The organism is Streptomyces sp. NBC_01515, assembly GCF_045040345.1.
Lineage (GTDB): Bacteria > Actinomycetota > Actinomycetes > Streptomycetales > Streptomycetaceae > Streptomyces.
The window spans coordinates 801508-817160 of the sequence record NZ_CP109416.1 but is presented as its reverse complement, the minus strand read 5'-3'; the positions used below and the strand labels follow the sequence as shown (position 1 = coordinate 817160).

Below are 15653 nucleotides of genomic sequence, written 5' to 3'. Positions count from 1 at the left end.
GAGAGGTCAACCGGTGACGCGGACCAGGAGCAGTGCCACGTCGTCGTCGGGCTCCGGGCGCAGCGCGTTGAGGAGCATGTCGCTCGTCTGCTCCAGGGGGCGGCGGGAACTCTGCAACAGCCGTGTCAGCGCGTGCAGTCCCACGTCGATGTTCTCGCCGCGGTTCTCCACCAGCCCGTCGGAGTAGAGGGCGAGCAACGCGCCTGTGGTGAAGTCGACTTCGGCGGTTCCGAAGTCCACGCCGCCGACGCCGAGCGGGACTCCGCCGGGGATGTCGAGGAGTTCCGCGGTGCCGTCGGGGTGGATCAGGACGGGTGGCAGATGTCCGGCGCTGGACAGTTCGCAGGTGCCGCGTCCGAGGTCGACGACGCCGTACGCGCAGGTGGCGATCGCGTCGCCGAGGGAACCGGTGAGGTCGTCGAGGTGGTGCAGCAACTCGGCGGGCGGCAGGTCGAGTCGGGCCAGGGCGCGGGTCGCGGTGCTCAACTGGCCCATGATGGCGGCGGCTTGGACGCCCTTGCCCATCACGTCGCCCACGACGAGCCCGGTGCGGCCCGGCCCCAGCGGCAGCACGTCGTACCAGTCGCCCCCGACCTCGCTCAGCGCCGGGAGGTAGCGGGCCGCGATGTCGAGGCCCTCCTGCCGGGCCGGGGCCGGTGGCAGCAGGCTGCGTTGGAGGGTCAGCGCGGTGGCGCGCTCGCGGCCGTAGAGGCGGGCGTTGTCGATGCAGATCGCGGCTCGGGCGGCGAGTTCCGTGGCGAGGACGCGGTCCTGTTCGTCGAAGGGGCGTTCGTTGACGGTGCGGTAGAGGCTCAGCGTGCCCAGCACCTCGCCGCGGGCCATCAGCGGGACGGCCAGGTAGGAGTGGACGCCCGCCGTGCGCAGGGTCTGGGCGGCGCGGCCGTCCCGGGCGATGCGGCGCATCATCGGCGGGTCGACCCGCTCGACCAGGATCGGGCCGGCCTCGCGGACGCACTGGGTGATGATGCGGTGGGGGCCGTAGGTGGCCAACTCGCCCACCGGGTCGGCCGCGTGGATCGCGTCGGTGAGATAGCCGGCGGCGACGGCCAGCGCGCGGAACTCGACCTGCGCGTCCTCGGTCACCGGGGTGATCGTGCCGTCCGTGACGACCGATTCCAGTACGTCGACGGCGGCCAGGTCGGCCACGTGCGGGACCGCGACGTCGGCCAGTTCCCGGGCGGTCTGCTGGAGGTCCAGCGTCGTGCCGATCCGCACTCCGGCCTCCGCCACGACGGACAGGTGCTGGCGCGCCTGCGCGACCTCGGCCGCCGCCTGCTCCCGCTCGGTCACGTCCAGGACGGCCATCGCCAGCCCGAGGACCCGGCCCTGCGCGTCCTCGATGCGGTGGTACGACTCCGAGTACGCCCGGTCCACCACGTCGGCCGCCGTCCGGCCCACGGTCTGCTGGTCGAGCAGCGGCTTGCCGGTAATCAGCACGTGCCGCATCCGCGACTCGATGGCCGCCACGTCCAGACCGGGCAACACCTCGCCTACCCGGCGCCCGACGACCTCTTCCTCCGGGACGCCGTTGATGCGCTCCAGGGCCGGATTGACCCCGACCCACCGCAGATCGGTGTCGAACACCGCGATGCCCACCGGCGTCTGGCGCACCAGGCTGTGGGACAGGGCCAGGTCCCGCTCCACACCCCGTACTGTCGTGGCGTCCGCGGCGAGGCCCAGCAGATGCGGCTGGCCGTGGCTGTCGCGCAGCCGCATCGTGCGGAACTCCACCATCCGCTCCGTGCCGTCCCGGTGCAGCAGCGGGAACACCCCCGCCCAGCGGGCGCCCGTACCGACCTGGGCGAACAGCTCACGCGCCCGGACCCGGTCGTCGGGCGACACCAGCAGCCGGTCCGCGCGCTGGGTCAGCGCCTCCTCGGGGGAGTAGCCGAGCAACCGCTCCGCCTCGGGACTCCACAGCCCGATGTACCCGCCGGCGTCCAGCACCACCGCCGTGACCCGCAACAGGTCCAGCAGCCCGCCCGGGGCGGCCGAGAAACCGTCCCCGGCACCGTAAGCGTCCATCCCAGCCGCTCCCTCCGGCGCGGCACGGAACCGCCAAGATCCGAACCACGGGTCATCCGATTACGGCACAGCACGCCCCGCGGGGCAACACCGCGCGAGGTGAACAGGGGAAGGGGGCCGTATGGAGCACGCTCCCGCGCGGACGCCCACGGACCCCCGGATTCTGGTCGTGCCCCGACCCCACAGCCCCCAGGACACTCCATGCCCCTGCCGCTCCGCCTCGTCTCCCTCCTCGTCGCCACCTGCGTGGGCGCCCTCGTCCCCGCGTCGCCCGCCGCGGCCGACGACCACTCCCTCCAGCGCGGCCTCGACGACCTGGTCGCCGCCCCCGACGGACCGCCCGGCGTGATCGTCGTGCTCCGCGACGGCGACCACCAACGAGTCCTCCGCGCCGGAACCGCCGACATCACCACCGGCCGCCCGCTCGAACCGAACGACCACACCCGGACCGCGAGCACCAGCAAGGCGTTCAGCGGAGCGGTGGCCCTGCATCTCGTACGACAGCACCGGCTCGCCCTCGACGACACGATCGGCACCCGGCTGCCCCACCAGCCCCGGGCCTGGCGGAAGGTGACCCTGCGCCAGCTGCTGCAACACACCAGCGGCCTCCCGGACTTCAGCGAGAGCACCCGCTTCCGCAGCCTCCTCCAGGCCGACCCGCACCGGCACTTCGACTCGCGGCGCCTGCTCGACTTCGTGGCCGGAGAACCACTGCGCTTCACGCCGGGCTCGCAGTACCGCTACTCCAACTCCGACAACATCGCCGTAGCCCTGATGGCCGAGGTGGCGACCGGCACGCGCTACGAGGACCTGCTGCGGCACGACGTCTACAAGCCGCTGGGGCTGCACGACACGAGCCTGCCGCAGGGGTTCGAGATGCCGGAGCCGTACATGCACGGATACACGGTCGGTGGACCGGCCGGACCGGAGGACGTCAGCGAGGCGATCGGCATGTCGGGCGTGTGGGCGTCGGGCGGGATCACCTCCTCGCCCCGCGACCTGACCGCGTTCATCAGCGGCTACGCCGCCGGGGCCCTCACCTCGAAGGCGGTCGTGCGGGAACAGCGGCACTGGGTCCCCGGCGCCTCCGAACCGGCCGGCCCCGGCCGCAACAGCGCCGGACTCGCGATCTTCCGCTACGACACGCGATGCGGGGTCGTTCTAGGACATACCGGGAACACCCTCGGTTACACACAGTTCATCGCGGCGACCCCCGACGGGCGGCGGTCGCTCACTTTCTCATTGACAACTCAGGTGAACCAGGCCGGGAACCCGGAACTGCTGCGGAAGGTGCGCGCGGTCGAAGAGGACGCGGTGTGCGGCCTGTTGGGGACATATGGGGCAGAGCGTCACTCCTGACCGAGCGCGCTCGCCCCTTCCGTCTCAGGCGAACCGTTACTGCTCAACCGACCGCACTGTCCGACCCGTTGACGAGGCCCTCCCGTTCGGGGGCGGCGGGCAGGGCCAGCCACTCCGCGATGGTCCGGGCGATCGGCTGGCCGGTCTCCGCCTCGACGAAGCCGAACTGGCCCGACTGGTTGCACTCCAGGAACCACCAGGTCCCGTCGCCGTCCTCGGCGAAGTCGAAGGCGCCGTAGGCCAGTTCGGCATCGCGCATATACGTCAGGACGGCCTCGGCGATGCGCGGCGGGACCTCGGTGGGGCGCCAGGGCTGCGCGGACACGGCGAAACGGACGTCGACCTCGACGGGGTCGGGGTCCGGGGCGGTCGCCGTACGGGCGGCGAGCATCCGGTCGCCCACCACGGTAAGACGGATGTCCGCGCGCTTGGCGACCCGGCGTTGCAGCAGTGTGGGGCCGAACGCGACGGCGGCGAAGTCGGTGTCCGGCGCGACCCGGCTCGTCGGCACCGCGCGGGGCGGGTCCTGCGGATGGGCGCCGGAGACCGGCTTGACCACCAGGTCCGGGAAGCGCCGCGAGAACTCGCGGGCGGCCTGCGGGAACGTGGTGATCAGGGTGGCCGGCACGGGCAGGCCGCTGCGCTGCGCGAGACGCAGCTGCCAGGGCTTGTGCCGGGCGCGTCGGGACGCGTCGGGGTGGTTCATCCAGCGGGCGCCGGAACCGCGGAGCATGCCGTAGAGCGCCTGTGAGGCCTCCTCGGTCAGCCATGCGGAGGGCTGGGGTGCGCGAGTCGCCGGGGCGCCCGGTCTGCGCACCCAGATGGACCGCAGCCCGCTCACGCTCACCAGTCGCCCCCCGGCGGACAGATGGCCGCGGAAGGCTCCGTGCACGTACTCACCGGACAGCGCGACCCCGCCGGTGAGGTCGGCGGGATCGATCCGGACCACGGGGACGCCGGACGCGTGCAGGTGGACCACCACCATGTCCGCCGTGACGTCCTCTTCGCAGGTAAGGACCAGGACGGTCATTTTCGTCGTTCCGTGTTCAGTCGTCGAAGTGAGTCTTCGATCCCGCGGTGGACGTCGTGGTCCCCAGTTCTCTCAGCAGAGCGAGATCATGGGCGGCGACCCGTCCGTCGGCGAGCACGTTCAACTGCAGTCCGGAGTCGTAGCTGTACGGAGCGCTGAGCTCCAACTGTGCTGCCGGGCGAGCGTAGTTGAGCGCGAACGGTTGCATCGTCTCTCCCTCGTCGGTACTGCCTCGTGCAAGCGGTGGCCACCCTGCGAGGTCGCTTGGCCCGCTGACTTCCGTCTGCTTCCAGAGACTTATACGAATCGAACGAGTGAATGGTTTCCTTACTCTGCGTAGTCGGAGTAAGGAGCGCGCCACGCGTACCGGGGTCAGTCGAGCTCGCCCGGCAGCCCCTTCTCCTGCTCGCCGAGGGAGTTGCGCATCGTGCGAAGAGCGAGGAGAAGAACGGCGATGTCGTCCAGATACACGGGATCGGGCATCAGGTCGGTCGGCAGCACGAAGTAGAGGACGGCACCCCAGAAAACCCATTTGGGGCCGGTCGGAAGCCCTGCGCGCCGCATCGTGCGCCGCGTGCGGACGAGCCGCACCAGCACTCCGACGGCCACGGCGAGCAGCATCACCGCGAGCACCGCGACGATGACGATCACGGTCGTGGTCGAGTCCACTGGCGCCCCTTTTTCCGGTACGGCCGCACGGCATGTGCCCTATCCGGATGCCCGGTTACGGCCCCGGTATGGCCGACGAGGGGAACATCACACCCGAACGCTTCGAAGAGCCTTGACAGCCGTTGACCCCTCGTCAGGCGCTGGTACGTTTTCACCGTGAGCGCGACCAACGGCACCGGAACCCATGTACGGATCGGCCTCGACGCCCCACCGCGCGTGGCCAGCCTCGGCGTCGGCGTGCACGGGACGGCGAGCCCGCGCGACGTGTTCCGGCTGCCCGACCTCTGGCAGCTCCATCTGTACCGCTACGAGGCCGACTTGACCGTCGACGGCGTGGCGCACGAGATCAGGCCCGGCCATGTGAGCCTGGTGCCGCCCGGCGCGCTGGTGCGCTTCCACTACCGGGGCCGCTCCGAGCACCTCTTCGCCCACCTGGAACTCCCGTCGGCCGGTGAGCGGTTGACCGTGCCCGTGATGCAGGACGCCGGTACGCAGACGCCGGTGCTGACCGACCTGATGCAGCGGGCCGTCGCGGCGGCACCGCGCAACTCCGCCCGCGCGGCGGCCGAGTTGTGGACCGTGCTGTGGCGCGTGGCCGACCTGGCGACCCCGGCCGCGGGCGGAACCACCGGCCCCCACCCGGCATTCGCCCTCGCGGTGGCCCACATCGAATCGAACCTGGCGGCCCAACTGACCGTCCCCGACGTCGCGCACGCGGCCGGCATCTCCCACAACCACCTCATCCGCCTGTTCCGCGCCGAGACCGGCACCACGGTCGTCGCCTACCTCCGGCACCGCCGCATGGAACGCGCCCGGCACCTGCTGCGCGAGTCGACCCTGTCCATCCCGGCGATCGCGGCCGCCGTCGGCATCGGCGATCTACAGGCCTTCAACAAGACGTGCCGACGCGAACTGGGGGCGTCACCCAGGGCGGTTCGCGCCGGCACCTCGTGACTCAATCCCGGCCGGCACCCCTGTAGAGGTCCAACTCCCCGTCCAGCTCGACCGCCAGGACCGTCGCCGACCCGTCCACGTCGGCAGCGCCCGGGGCGTCGATCCACGTCACGCCCGGCACGTCGCCGAGGCCGCCGGTGACGTCGTGGCCGAGTTCGGCGCCGGTGCCGAGGACGGTGACGCGCTTGACGGGCGTACGCAGGCCGCGCACCGACACCGACTCGCGGGGCGGGTCGAAGCACACCAGGTACAGGGTGCGGCGGTCGGCGGAGAGGGTGCTGGGGCCGTAGTGGTGCCCGGCGGGCAGACCGGCGACCGTGCCGTACACCGCCTCGGAGTGCCGGGCGATCCACGCGCCGAGCCCCTCAAGTCGCTCCGTCTGAGCGGGCGTTATCGTCCCGTCCTCCCTCGGGCCCACGTCGAGCAGGAGATTGCCGCCCATCCCGATCGTCTCCGTGAAGTAACGCACCAGCTGCCGGACCGACTTGTGGTGCTCGTCCCCGTGCTGGAAACCCCACGAGTCGTTGACCGTCAGGCACAACTCCCAAGGCCCGTCCGGAGCGTGCAGCGGCACCCCCTGCTCGGGCGTCGCGTAGTCGCCGTAGCTGAGCATGCGGGCGTTGAGGACGGTGTCGGGGTTCCCGGCGAGGATCAGCTCGGCCAACTCCCGCATGCCCCACTGCTCTTCGCTGCGTTCCCACTCGCCGTCGAACCACAACAGGTCCGGTCGGAAGCGGTCGACCAACTCGCCGACCTGGCCGTTGCGGTAAGCGAGGTAGCGCGCCCAGGCGGCCGGGTCCTCGTGGCCGGGCCGGGCGGAGGCGTACGGGTTGGTGCGGATCTCCTCCTCGGGCGGCCGGGGGTGCACCGTGCTGGCGTAGTCGGGGTGGTTCCAGTCCGAATGGGAGTAGTACAGGCCGACGTTGAGGCCCTCCTCGCGCAGCGCCTCCGCGTACGGCCCGATCAGATCCCGGCCCGCCGGGGTACGGCGGACCACGTCCAGGTCACCGTGTGCCGAGTCCCACAGGGCGACTCCGTCGTGGTGACGTGCGGTCAGCACCGCGTACTTGGCACCCGCCCGCGCGAACAGCCGTGCCCAGGCCCGCGGTTCGTAGCGCGCGGCGGTGAACCCGTCGAGCTGCCGCATGTACTGGTCGTGCGGGACCTCGCCCGAGTAGAAGGACCAGGACTCCGGCACACCGTCGACGGCGTAGATCCCGTAGTGGACGAAGATGCCCAACTTGGCATCGCGGAACCAGGGTTGCATCGGCATGCCCCCAAGCTAGGACGGGGGGCTCAGGGGGTGCGTGGGCGGTGATCACCACTGGTGGTCGATTCTCACCATCGGCGTTGCGCTGCGTAGGCCTTCGGCACGGCAAAGGGGCCGGGAGGCCGTCCAGGTGACGATGTCTCCCCGGCCCCGGCGCCGATGGGCTACTGGTCCTCCGCCGATCGGCCGCCGTCACTCGGCGGATCAGCGCGGTCGCTGTCGGTCGGCGGTGCCGGGCGCAGCGCCTTCGTCGCGCCCCTTAGCCGACCGAACGTCCGCTGGAACGGGGACCCGCCCGGCTGGGACGGCGCCCCGGGCAGTGCGGCTCCGGCGGAGTCGCGCAGTGCGGCCAGTGCCTCGTTGGCCCGGTCCGCGGACTCCCGGTACAGGTCCCGGGACTTCGTCATCGCTTCGAGCGCCTCGGCGTACATGGCCACGAGCCTGCGCTCCCGGGCCAGTTCCTCCTCCATCGTCATCAGCTTCCACTGCTCGCGCAGCGCGGTGACGGCCTCCTGGCCGCCGTCCGGGAGGGGGCGCGCGGAGGCGGCGTAGCGGCAGAGGATGTCCACGAGTTCGGTGGGCTCGGAGCCGTCGAGGAAGACGCTGCGCACGGAGAACTCGCGCACGTCGTAGGAGGGGGCCACCGGACTGGTGGGCAGCACCACGGCACCGCCGCGCGGCACCTGGAAGTCGAACTCGCGCAGCAACGCCCAGTTGACGGAGCGTAGTTGATCGGGGGTGGCCCGGTGCTCCACCACACAGTGCCGGAGGCTCGCGGGCAGCAGCCGGGCCAGGGGCTCCCGGCCGTGCGCGTCCGGGGTCATGGCCTCGTGCACGACGACGTGGATGCTCCAGCCGTCCTGCGCGCAGCTCCGGAACAGGCGCCGCAGCTCCTTCTCGTCGGAAGGCAGCGGATTGACCTGCCCGAAGCGCAGCCCGGGGACCGTCACCCGGTCCCAGCCGGCGTCGGCGCTCCCGGGGTCCTCGGGCCAGAACACGGTCGCGGGGGAGGGCCACCGGGGATCCCAGACCCGCTCGGCCTCCGCGACCAGGACCCACTCCTGCCCCTCCGCCGAGACGGAGGAGGCGGCGGCGGAACCGGAACCGGGCTCCGGGACATGCGGAAGCGTCAACCGTGCCCGCACGGTCACCGTCCCCTCGACGCGCCACCGCGCCTCGAAGACCCGGTCGAGCGGATCATGGACCTGATCGTGAACCTGGCCCTGACCGGGGTCGGGCTGTTGATCCTGGTCCTCGTCGGGTTCCAGGTGGTCGTCGATGACCTCGCGGTCCTTGAGCCGTTGCAGCTGTCGCCGTACGACATCCGCGGCGTCGGCGGACCCGACGTGGCGGCCGCGAGCCAGCCACACCGTCTGGGGGATCGTGGGCGGAGCTGTGGAGGAGTTCGACATAGGCCAATCTGCGGGCGGGGGCGGTGCTGACCCACCAGTATCACCGTCGGAGATCTTGGCGGGTCAAGCGGGGGGTCGAGCAGGGGTCGTAGAGTCTCGTATGCCCGTTTTTCCTGGGATACCGCGTGAGCTTACGCGCGGGGTGTGATCGGTTCACTCCGGGCGGCCGGGTTTCACGCGTGCCTCTGACGTGGACCTGTCCGCAGAATGATGGGGCGGACGGGACCCGCCCACCATCCGCTCGGGGCGGGTCCCTTCCGTGTGCCACCGGGTCTCACCGTCCCCGACGCCTGTCGGCGGCGCCCGGCCGGGACGGGACGCCCGGTTCGGGCGGGGGCGCGCTGAACCCGGCCGGCACCGAACGGGCGCTCGTCGGGGACGGCGCCTGCAGGGGTACGACCGTCTCCTCGCGCGGCGGCCGGGTGCGCGGCAGCGGCTTGCCGACGACACGGGTGTGCGTCATCCGCGAGGCGCAGGCCGCGCAGACCTCGGCCAGGGTCCACACCTGGCCGATCGCGGGATCGTGGCGCAGCACGAGCAGCACCGAGCCCGAGCAGTCGACCCGGGTCCCCTCGTGCGCCGCGCACCGCTGACGACGGCAGCCGCAGGCCGCGTCGGGGCGTACGGTGGCCGCTCTGACGTGGGCCGCCGCATGGGCTTCGGCGAAGCGGCGCAGGGCCGCGATGTCGCGCGACCGGGCGGGCATGCCGCACCCGGAGGAGCAGCTGACCGAGGCGGTACGGTCGCGGTGACCTGTGATGCGAATAGTCCAGGTACGCCCGGGTCGACGGGCTGACGGGGCGTCAGGGTACGCGAGAGCCAAGACCACATTCCTTTGAGTGGAGGTGTTCACGCGGAACAGGCGCTGGGTTAAGGGCTAGCTGAGTTAAGAACTACCCGTCGTGGGGCAGTTCACATCATTTGCGGACCCCAAGTATTCGTTCGACACCGCGATACGGTCGGCGCATGTCTGACGCGCGGCTGACCACCTCCTCCTACCTCGTCCTCGGCATCATCGACAAACTGGGCGAGGCGAGTCCGTACGACGTGAAGACGGAGGCCGCGCGGACCGTCGCGCCGTTCTGGTCGGTGCCGCACGCGCAGGTGTACGCCCAGTGCGACCGGCTGCTGGAGGCGGGGCTGTTGTCCCAGGTGCGGCAGGAAAGCGGCCGCAACCGCCGGGTGTTGACCCTCACCGGCCAGGGCCGGTCCGTCCTCCGGGGCTGGCTGGACGACCCGGAGTTCGTGCCGGTCGAGGCCAGGGAGCGCGGCATTCTCAAGCTGTGGTTCGGCGGCCGGCCCGACGTCCTCGCCCCGGTCCAGCTCGGCGAGCACGAGAAGACCCTGCGGGGCTACGAGGAACTCGCCGACGGTGTGGGCGAGTTGCTGACCCCGGGGCAGCGCGAGGCGCTGGAGTTCGGCATCCGGTACGAGCGGATGATGGTCGACTTCTGGCAGTGGGTGCGGCACCGCGACGAACGCGCGCAGGACCGTTGACCCCGGCGACGGCCGCCTCTACCGTCTCGATAGTCCAGACGAGACTATCGAGGGCCGGGCCGAGGCCCTGAGCCCGCAGGGGGGCACCGTGCGTCGTCCGACGAACAGCACCTGGCGCCGCGCCACGATGATCGCGGTGACGGTCATGTGCCTGGCCTACGCGCCGATCGCCATGACCGAACTCTGGCCGTACGCCCGCCCCGGCGCCCCCGCCCTCGGCGAGTGGGTCATGGGCCGCGTCGTCTCCCCGCACTACGTCACCGACGCCCTCGCCGGCCGCATCGCGCCCTACCGCCACAGCCTCGTACCGATGGTCGTGCACTCGGTCCTCGGCGGCGCCCTCATGCTCCTGGGCCCCGCCCAACTCCTCACCGCCGCACGCCGACGCGCCCGTCTGCACCGCACGCTGGGCGTGGTCTTCGCGGTCACGGTGTACGTCTCGATGGCCGGCGCCGGGATCTACCTGGCGCGCACGGCCCCCAAGGACGCGTTCAGCGGCCCCGCGTTCTGGATCGTGCTCGCCACCCTCCTGGTCGGCACCGTCATGAGCGTGACCTTCGGCATCCTCGCCGCGGTCGGCGGACTCCCCGACCTGCACCAGCGCTGGATGATCCTCTGCTACGGATTCCTCCTCACCGCACCGCTGCTGCGCCTCGAATGGGGCTTCCTGCCCCGGCTGTTGCCCGGCCTGACCATGGAACAGATCAACCAGGTCGCGATCATGCACCTGGGTTCAGTGGTCGTATTGGGCGCACTGATCGCCTCACGCGCACGGGACCGCCGTACGACGGTCGAGGGCGTGTCGGGTTCCTGGGCCCCGCTGCCCGTGCTCGTCGTCGCGCAACTCGCCGGTGTGGTCGCCCTGTTGTGGATCGGGCGCTCCTTCCTGGACTTCGGTGCGACCGGACGGCGACTGCTGTGGGCCTATCTCCTTCCCTACGCGGTCAGCTACGCCGTGATGGCCGTCAGCGCCCGCCGCGCCGGACGTCAGGGTCGGCTCTGGGCGCGGGAGGAGTGGCGGCTGCATCTGACGGCACTGTGCCTGGCGCCGGTGCTGTCGGTCGCTGCGGCTCCGGTCTTTCAACGCGCCCTGGGGCTCGACCGGTTGACGGCCTTGTCCGCCGGGGTCGCCATTGGGTGCGGGATGCTGGCCTTCACCGCGACCACTGTCGTGAGCCTGCGTGTGATGTACGGCCGTGAACTGCTGAAGCGGACTGCGCTCGTGGGCTCCGCCCCAACGCCCCCTCTGCCCACGCCGGTTGCGCAGGTCCGCCCATGACGAACGCACTGGCGGGCGGATGTCCGCTCACTGCCGGAGTCGCCATGCCGGCCACCGCCGTTGTGGTCGTCAGCCTCCTCGTCGGCGGACTCCTGGCAGGCGTGAGTCTCACCGGCCATGCCACTGGATAGCGCGGGCCGACATGCGCGAGGGGCCCGGCGGTACGGCCGCCGGGCCCCTCGGTCTCAGCTGTGCGGGAGTGAGGCTTACGCGCCGCTCGCCCTGAGCATGTCCTCACGCTCGACGAGCTTCACGCGCTCGCGGCCCTGCGGTTCGCCCAACGCCTTTTCGGCGGCGTCGAGTTGGTACCAGCCGTCCCAGGTGGTGAAGCGGACGTTGCGCTCGGCGAAGAACGCGTCCACGGACTCCGGGTCGGGCGAAACGGGCGTGTGCAGACGGCCGTTGGCGTGGTCGTCGAGGAGGTTGGCGACGGTCTCGTTGGCGTCGCCCTTGGTGTGGCCGATGAGGCCGACCGGGCCGCGCCGGATCCAGCCGGTTACGTACGTCGACTGGAGGTGCTCGCCGGTCTCCTGGATGACCCGGCCGCCCTCGTCCGGGACCGTGCCCGAGTCGATGTCCCAGGGGAGCTTGGGGAGTTTGTCGGAGAGGTAGCCGACCGCGCGGTAGATCGCGGTGACGTCCCAGTCCTTGAACTCGCCGGTGCCCTTGACGTTGCCGGTGCCGTCCAGCGCGGTGCGCTCGGTGCGCAGGCCGATGACCTTGCCGTCCTCGCCGAGGATCTCGGACGGGGACTCGAAGAAGTGCAGGAACAGCTTGTGCGGGCGGTCGCCGACATCGCGGATCGCCCAGTTCTCCAGGGTCTTGGCGACCATGTCGGCCTGCTTGTTGCTACGACGCGTGGTGATCGAGCCCTCGTCGTAGTCGATGTCCTCGGGGTCCACGATGACCTCGATGGTGGGCGAGTGGTCCAGCTCCCGCAGCTCCATCGGGGAGAACTTCGCCTGCGCCGGGCCGCGACGGCCGAAGACGTGCACTTCGAGCGCCTTGTTGGCCTTGAGGCCCTCGTGGACGTTCGGCGGGATCTCGGTCGGCAGCAGCTCGTCGCCGGTCTTGGCGAGAATGCGGGCCACGTCGAGAGCCACGTTGCCGACACCGAGAACGGCGACCTTCTCGGCCTCCAGCGGCCAGGTGCGCGGGACGTCCGGGTGGCCGTCGTACCAGGAGACGAAGTCGGCGGCGCCGTAGGAACCGTCGAGCTCGATACCCGGTATCGACACGTCTCGGTCGGCCGTCGCACCGGTGGAGAAGACCACCGCGTCGTAGAAGCTGCGCAGGTCGTCCAGGCTGATGTCGGTCGGGTAGTCGACGTTGCCGAAGAGGCGGATCTGCGGCTTGTCGAGGACCTGGTGCAGGGCGTTGATGATGCCCTTGATGCGCGGGTGGTCGGGGGCGACGCCGTACCGGATCAGGCCGAAGGGCGCGGGCATCCGCTCGAAGAGGTCGATGGACACGCCGGGTTCGGCGGCCACCTCGGACTTGAGCAGGGCGTCGGCGGCGTAGATCCCGGCGGGGCCGGCTCCGACGATGGCTACCCGCAGGGGGCGCGGCATGATCAGGTTCCCTTCGAGCGAAAACAGACGACTCGACGGGAAGCCTAAACTAAGGCATGCCTAAGTCGGTATGCGGGTCCGGTCTATGACCTCATAAGGCCGGTTTATGAGGCGCCCAGGGCTGACGTTCGGCCGGTGTGCGGACCGTACGGGGTTTTCTCAGCCCGCCGGGCGGATGTGCACCACGTCCTGGACCACCTCGGGCGGCGTGCTGAGCAACTGGAACATGACCCGGGCGACGGTCGCCGAGGGGAGCGGCTTCATGGCTCCCACCCTGGTCAGGTACCCGTCCGCCTCCCATATCGGGGCCGCGCGCTGCCGGTCCTCGCCGGGGAAGTTCTCGATGAAGGCGCTGTCCGAGATCGAGCCCAGGATCACCAGGGCGACCCGGATTCCGTCGCCGCGCAGCTCCTTGTGCATCGCTGCGGTGAAGCCGTTCAGGCCGTGCTTGCTCGCCGCGTACATCGCCATCAGCGGCATGTGGTCCAGCGTGATCTCGGAGGAGATGTTGAGAATGTCACCACCTCCCGCCGCCCGCAGCAGCGGCACCGCCGAGCGGATCGTGTGGATCGGGCCCAGGAGGTTGGTGCCGATGCAGCTGTGGATGTCCTCGTCGGCGGTGTCCTCGATGGCGCGGATGCGGGCGGCGCCGGCGCTGTTCACCAGGATGTCCACCCGCCCGAACCGCTCCTCGACCTGAGCGAACGCGGCACGGACGCCGTCGCCGCTGCTGACGTCGGTCGGGATCGTCAGCACCGACCCCGCCATCTCCCGCGCGGCCGCCTCCAGCCGGTCGGCACGCCGGGCGAGCAGCACCACCTGCGCCCCGTTCTCGGCGAGCTGCGCCCCGACGGCCCGCCCCACGCCGGTCGAACCTCCGCTGACCACGGCGACCTTGCCCTGCATCGTGCCTGCCATGACGGCCTCCCCGGCGGGACGTTGACGAGTCGGAGCGAGCTGTGACGATCAAGTGAGAGGCTACCTCTCGCTAATTGAGAACGCCATATTCGTCACATGAGATCGGTCCTACGCCACGGCGGCCCCGCCCGACAGTTGGCAACAGGCTGCTTCCGTGCGGGAAACGGCCCGGTAATGCCCGCGCGGTTTCCTCGGGAGAAATCGAGATTCACATCAGGAAACCCCGGATGCTGGGAGCCTCCCATGGCGATGGACACCGCAGCCGCACCGCCCACGACCACCGGCCCGGCACAGACGACCGACCCGGCGTCGACCACCGAGCCCACGCCCGACCTCGCCGCCCAAGTCCGCGCCGACGGCGTCGAGTTCGTGCTGGCCGTCTTCGTCGACCTCGCGGGCAAGCCCTGCGCCAAGCTCGTCCCCGTCGAGGCGGTCGAGGAACTCCAGTCCGACGGCGTCGGATTCGCGGGCTACGCCGCCGGCGCCCTCGGTCAGCAGCCCAGCGACCCGGACGTCATCGCGCTGCCCGACGTCACCTCGTACACCCCACTGCCCTTCGTGCGCCCGGGACTTGCCCTCGTGCACTGCGACCCGCACGTCGAGGGAAAGCCCTGGCCCTACGCGCCCCGGATCATCCTGCGCGCGGTCCTGGCGCGAGCCGCCGAACTCGGACTCTCCCTCGCGGTCGGCGCGGAGATCGAGTACTTCCTCGTCCACCGCGACGAACACGGCACGCTCTCCGTCGCCGACAACCGCGACACCGCCGCCCAACCCTGTTACGACGCACGCGGGTTGACCCGGATGTACGACCACCTCACCGCCGTCTCCAAGGCGATGAACTTTCTCGGCTGGGGCAACTACGCCAACGACCACGAGGACGGCAACGGCCAGTTCGAGCAGAACTTCGCCTACGCCGACGCCCTCACCACCGCCGACCGGGTCATCACCATGCGGTACTTGGTGTCGGTACTGGCCGAACAGCGGGGCATGACGGCCACGTTCATGCCGAAGCCCTTCACCGACCGCACCGGCTCCGGGATGCACATGCACCTGTCTTTGTGGCGGGGGAGCGAACCCGCCTTCCCCGACGCCAGCGACACCCGAGGCCTCGGCCTGTCCCCGCTCGCCTACTCCTTCGTCGGCGGCATCCTCGACCACGCCCACGCCCTCCAGGCCGTCATCGCGCCCACCGTCAACTCGTACAAGCGCACCGGTGCGATCTCGACCCGCTCGGGGGCGACTTGGTCACCCCGCAAGGCCGGTTACGGCGGCAACGACCGCACCCACTTCATCCGCGTCCCCGACGGCAACCGCGTCGAACTGCGCGGCGGCGACGGCTCCGCCAACCCCTACCTCGCGGCAGCCGCCGCGCTGGCCGCCGGACTCGACGGCATCGAGCGCGCCCTCGACCCCGGCGAACCGGGAGACGCGGCGGCCACGGCATCCCGCCCCGAACTCCCGCCGACCTTGCTGCACGCCGTGGAAGCACTGGCCGCCGACCCGGTGATCGGCGGGGCTCTCGACGCGGCGGGTCCCGGCGTCAGCGAGTACTTCGGCGAGGTTAAACGGCAGGAGTTCTTCGACTGGCACGGCACGGTCGGCGCCTGGGAGTTGGACCGCTACCTCACCGCTTTCTGACCCGCCGCAC

At 70.9% G+C, this 15653-nt stretch carries 15 protein-coding genes; 6 read left to right on the top strand and 9 right to left on the bottom strand.

Features of this window, described 5'->3' with window-relative positions; translation table 11 throughout:
* Positions 1 to 6: 6 nt before the first annotated feature.
* On the bottom strand, positions 7 to 2046 hold the full coding sequence (locus OG407_RS03190; RefSeq protein ID WP_405854778.1) for a SpoIIE family protein phosphatase: 2040 nt from the start codon (positions 2044 to 2046) through the stop codon (positions 7 to 9).
* A gap of 201 nt (positions 2047 to 2247) precedes the next feature.
* On the opposite strand from OG407_RS03190, the gene OG407_RS03185 reads away from it, so the two are divergent.
* On the top strand, positions 2248 to 3405 hold the full coding sequence (locus OG407_RS03185; RefSeq protein WP_405854776.1) for a serine hydrolase domain-containing protein: 1158 nt from the start codon (positions 2248 to 2250) through the stop codon (positions 3403 to 3405).
* Positions 3406 to 3448: 43 nt separating this feature from the next.
* Here OG407_RS03185 and tgmB read toward each other — a convergent pair whose 3' ends face one another.
* From tgmB to OG407_RS03170, 3 genes are all read right to left on the bottom strand, one after another.
* The gene (tgmB, locus tag OG407_RS03180) at positions 3449 to 4435 is read right to left on the bottom strand and encodes an ATP-grasp ribosomal peptide maturase (protein ID WP_405854774.1); all 987 of its coding nucleotides are present in this window, start codon (positions 4433 to 4435) and stop codon (positions 3449 to 3451) included.
* 16 nt (positions 4436 to 4451) lie between these two features.
* Positions 4452 to 4643 (bottom strand): putative ATP-grasp-modified RiPP, encoded by a 192-nt coding sequence (tgmA, locus tag OG407_RS03175; protein WP_327406634.1) that lies wholly within the window; start codon positions 4641 to 4643, stop codon positions 4452 to 4454.
* A 164-nt stretch (positions 4644 to 4807) separates the two neighbouring features.
* A complete protein-coding gene (locus OG407_RS03170) occupies positions 4808 to 5104 on the bottom strand; it encodes a YkvA family protein (protein WP_405854772.1) in 297 nt (98 codons plus the stop codon).
* Between the two features lie 156 nt (positions 5105 to 5260).
* Between OG407_RS03170 and OG407_RS03165 the strand changes: the two genes are divergently transcribed.
* Positions 5261 to 6058: a helix-turn-helix domain-containing protein gene (locus OG407_RS03165; RefSeq protein WP_405854770.1), complete on the top strand. Its 798-nt coding sequence runs from the start codon at positions 5261 to 5263 to the stop codon at positions 6056 to 6058.
* A gap of 1 nt (position 6059) precedes the next feature.
* Here the strand turns inward: OG407_RS03165 and OG407_RS03160 are convergent, their stop codons facing one another.
* The 3 genes from OG407_RS03160 to OG407_RS03150 all read right to left on the bottom strand — a co-directional run bounded on the left by OG407_RS03160 (position 6060) and on the right by OG407_RS03150 (position 9446).
* Positions 6060 to 7331 (bottom strand): alpha-L-fucosidase, encoded by a 1272-nt coding sequence (locus OG407_RS03160; RefSeq protein ID WP_405854768.1) that lies wholly within the window; start codon positions 7329 to 7331, stop codon positions 6060 to 6062.
* A 161-nt stretch (positions 7332 to 7492) separates the two neighbouring features.
* The gene (locus tag OG407_RS03155) at positions 7493 to 8740 is read right to left on the bottom strand and encodes a hypothetical protein (protein WP_405854766.1); all 1248 of its coding nucleotides are present in this window, start codon (positions 8738 to 8740) and stop codon (positions 7493 to 7495) included.
* 274 nt (positions 8741 to 9014) lie between these two features.
* Positions 9015 to 9446: a hypothetical protein gene (locus OG407_RS03150; protein ID WP_405854764.1), complete on the bottom strand. Its 432-nt coding sequence runs from the start codon at positions 9444 to 9446 to the stop codon at positions 9015 to 9017.
* Between the two features lie 260 nt (positions 9447 to 9706).
* Between OG407_RS03150 and OG407_RS03145 the strand changes: the two genes are divergently transcribed.
* From OG407_RS03145 to OG407_RS03135, 3 genes are all read left to right on the top strand, one after another.
* On the top strand, positions 9707 to 10237 hold the full coding sequence (locus OG407_RS03145; protein ID WP_405854762.1) for a PadR family transcriptional regulator: 531 nt from the start codon (positions 9707 to 9709) through the stop codon (positions 10235 to 10237).
* A gap of 88 nt (positions 10238 to 10325) precedes the next feature.
* Positions 10326 to 11516 (top strand): DUF2306 domain-containing protein, encoded by a 1191-nt coding sequence (locus OG407_RS03140; protein ID WP_405854760.1) that lies wholly within the window; start codon positions 10326 to 10328, stop codon positions 11514 to 11516.
* Positions 11513 to 11647 (top strand): hypothetical protein, encoded by a 135-nt coding sequence (locus OG407_RS03135; protein ID WP_405854758.1) that lies wholly within the window; start codon positions 11513 to 11515, stop codon positions 11645 to 11647. Before OG407_RS03140 ends, OG407_RS03135 begins: the two co-directional genes overlap by 4 nt.
* Before the next feature lie 75 nt (positions 11648 to 11722).
* Here OG407_RS03135 and OG407_RS03130 read toward each other — a convergent pair whose 3' ends face one another.
* Positions 11723 to 13087, bottom strand: a complete 1365-nt coding sequence (locus OG407_RS03130; RefSeq protein WP_405854756.1) for an FAD-dependent oxidoreductase — start codon at positions 13085 to 13087, stop codon at positions 11723 to 11725.
* A gap of 159 nt (positions 13088 to 13246) precedes the next feature.
* Positions 13247 to 14005, bottom strand: a complete 759-nt coding sequence (locus OG407_RS03125; protein WP_405854754.1) for an SDR family oxidoreductase — start codon at positions 14003 to 14005, stop codon at positions 13247 to 13249.
* A gap of 243 nt (positions 14006 to 14248) precedes the next feature.
* Between OG407_RS03125 and glnT the strand changes: the two genes are divergently transcribed.
* Positions 14249 to 15643 (top strand): type III glutamate--ammonia ligase, encoded by a 1395-nt coding sequence (glnT, locus tag OG407_RS03120; protein ID WP_405854752.1) that lies wholly within the window; start codon positions 14249 to 14251, stop codon positions 15641 to 15643.
* Positions 15644 to 15653: the final 10 nt, after the last annotated feature.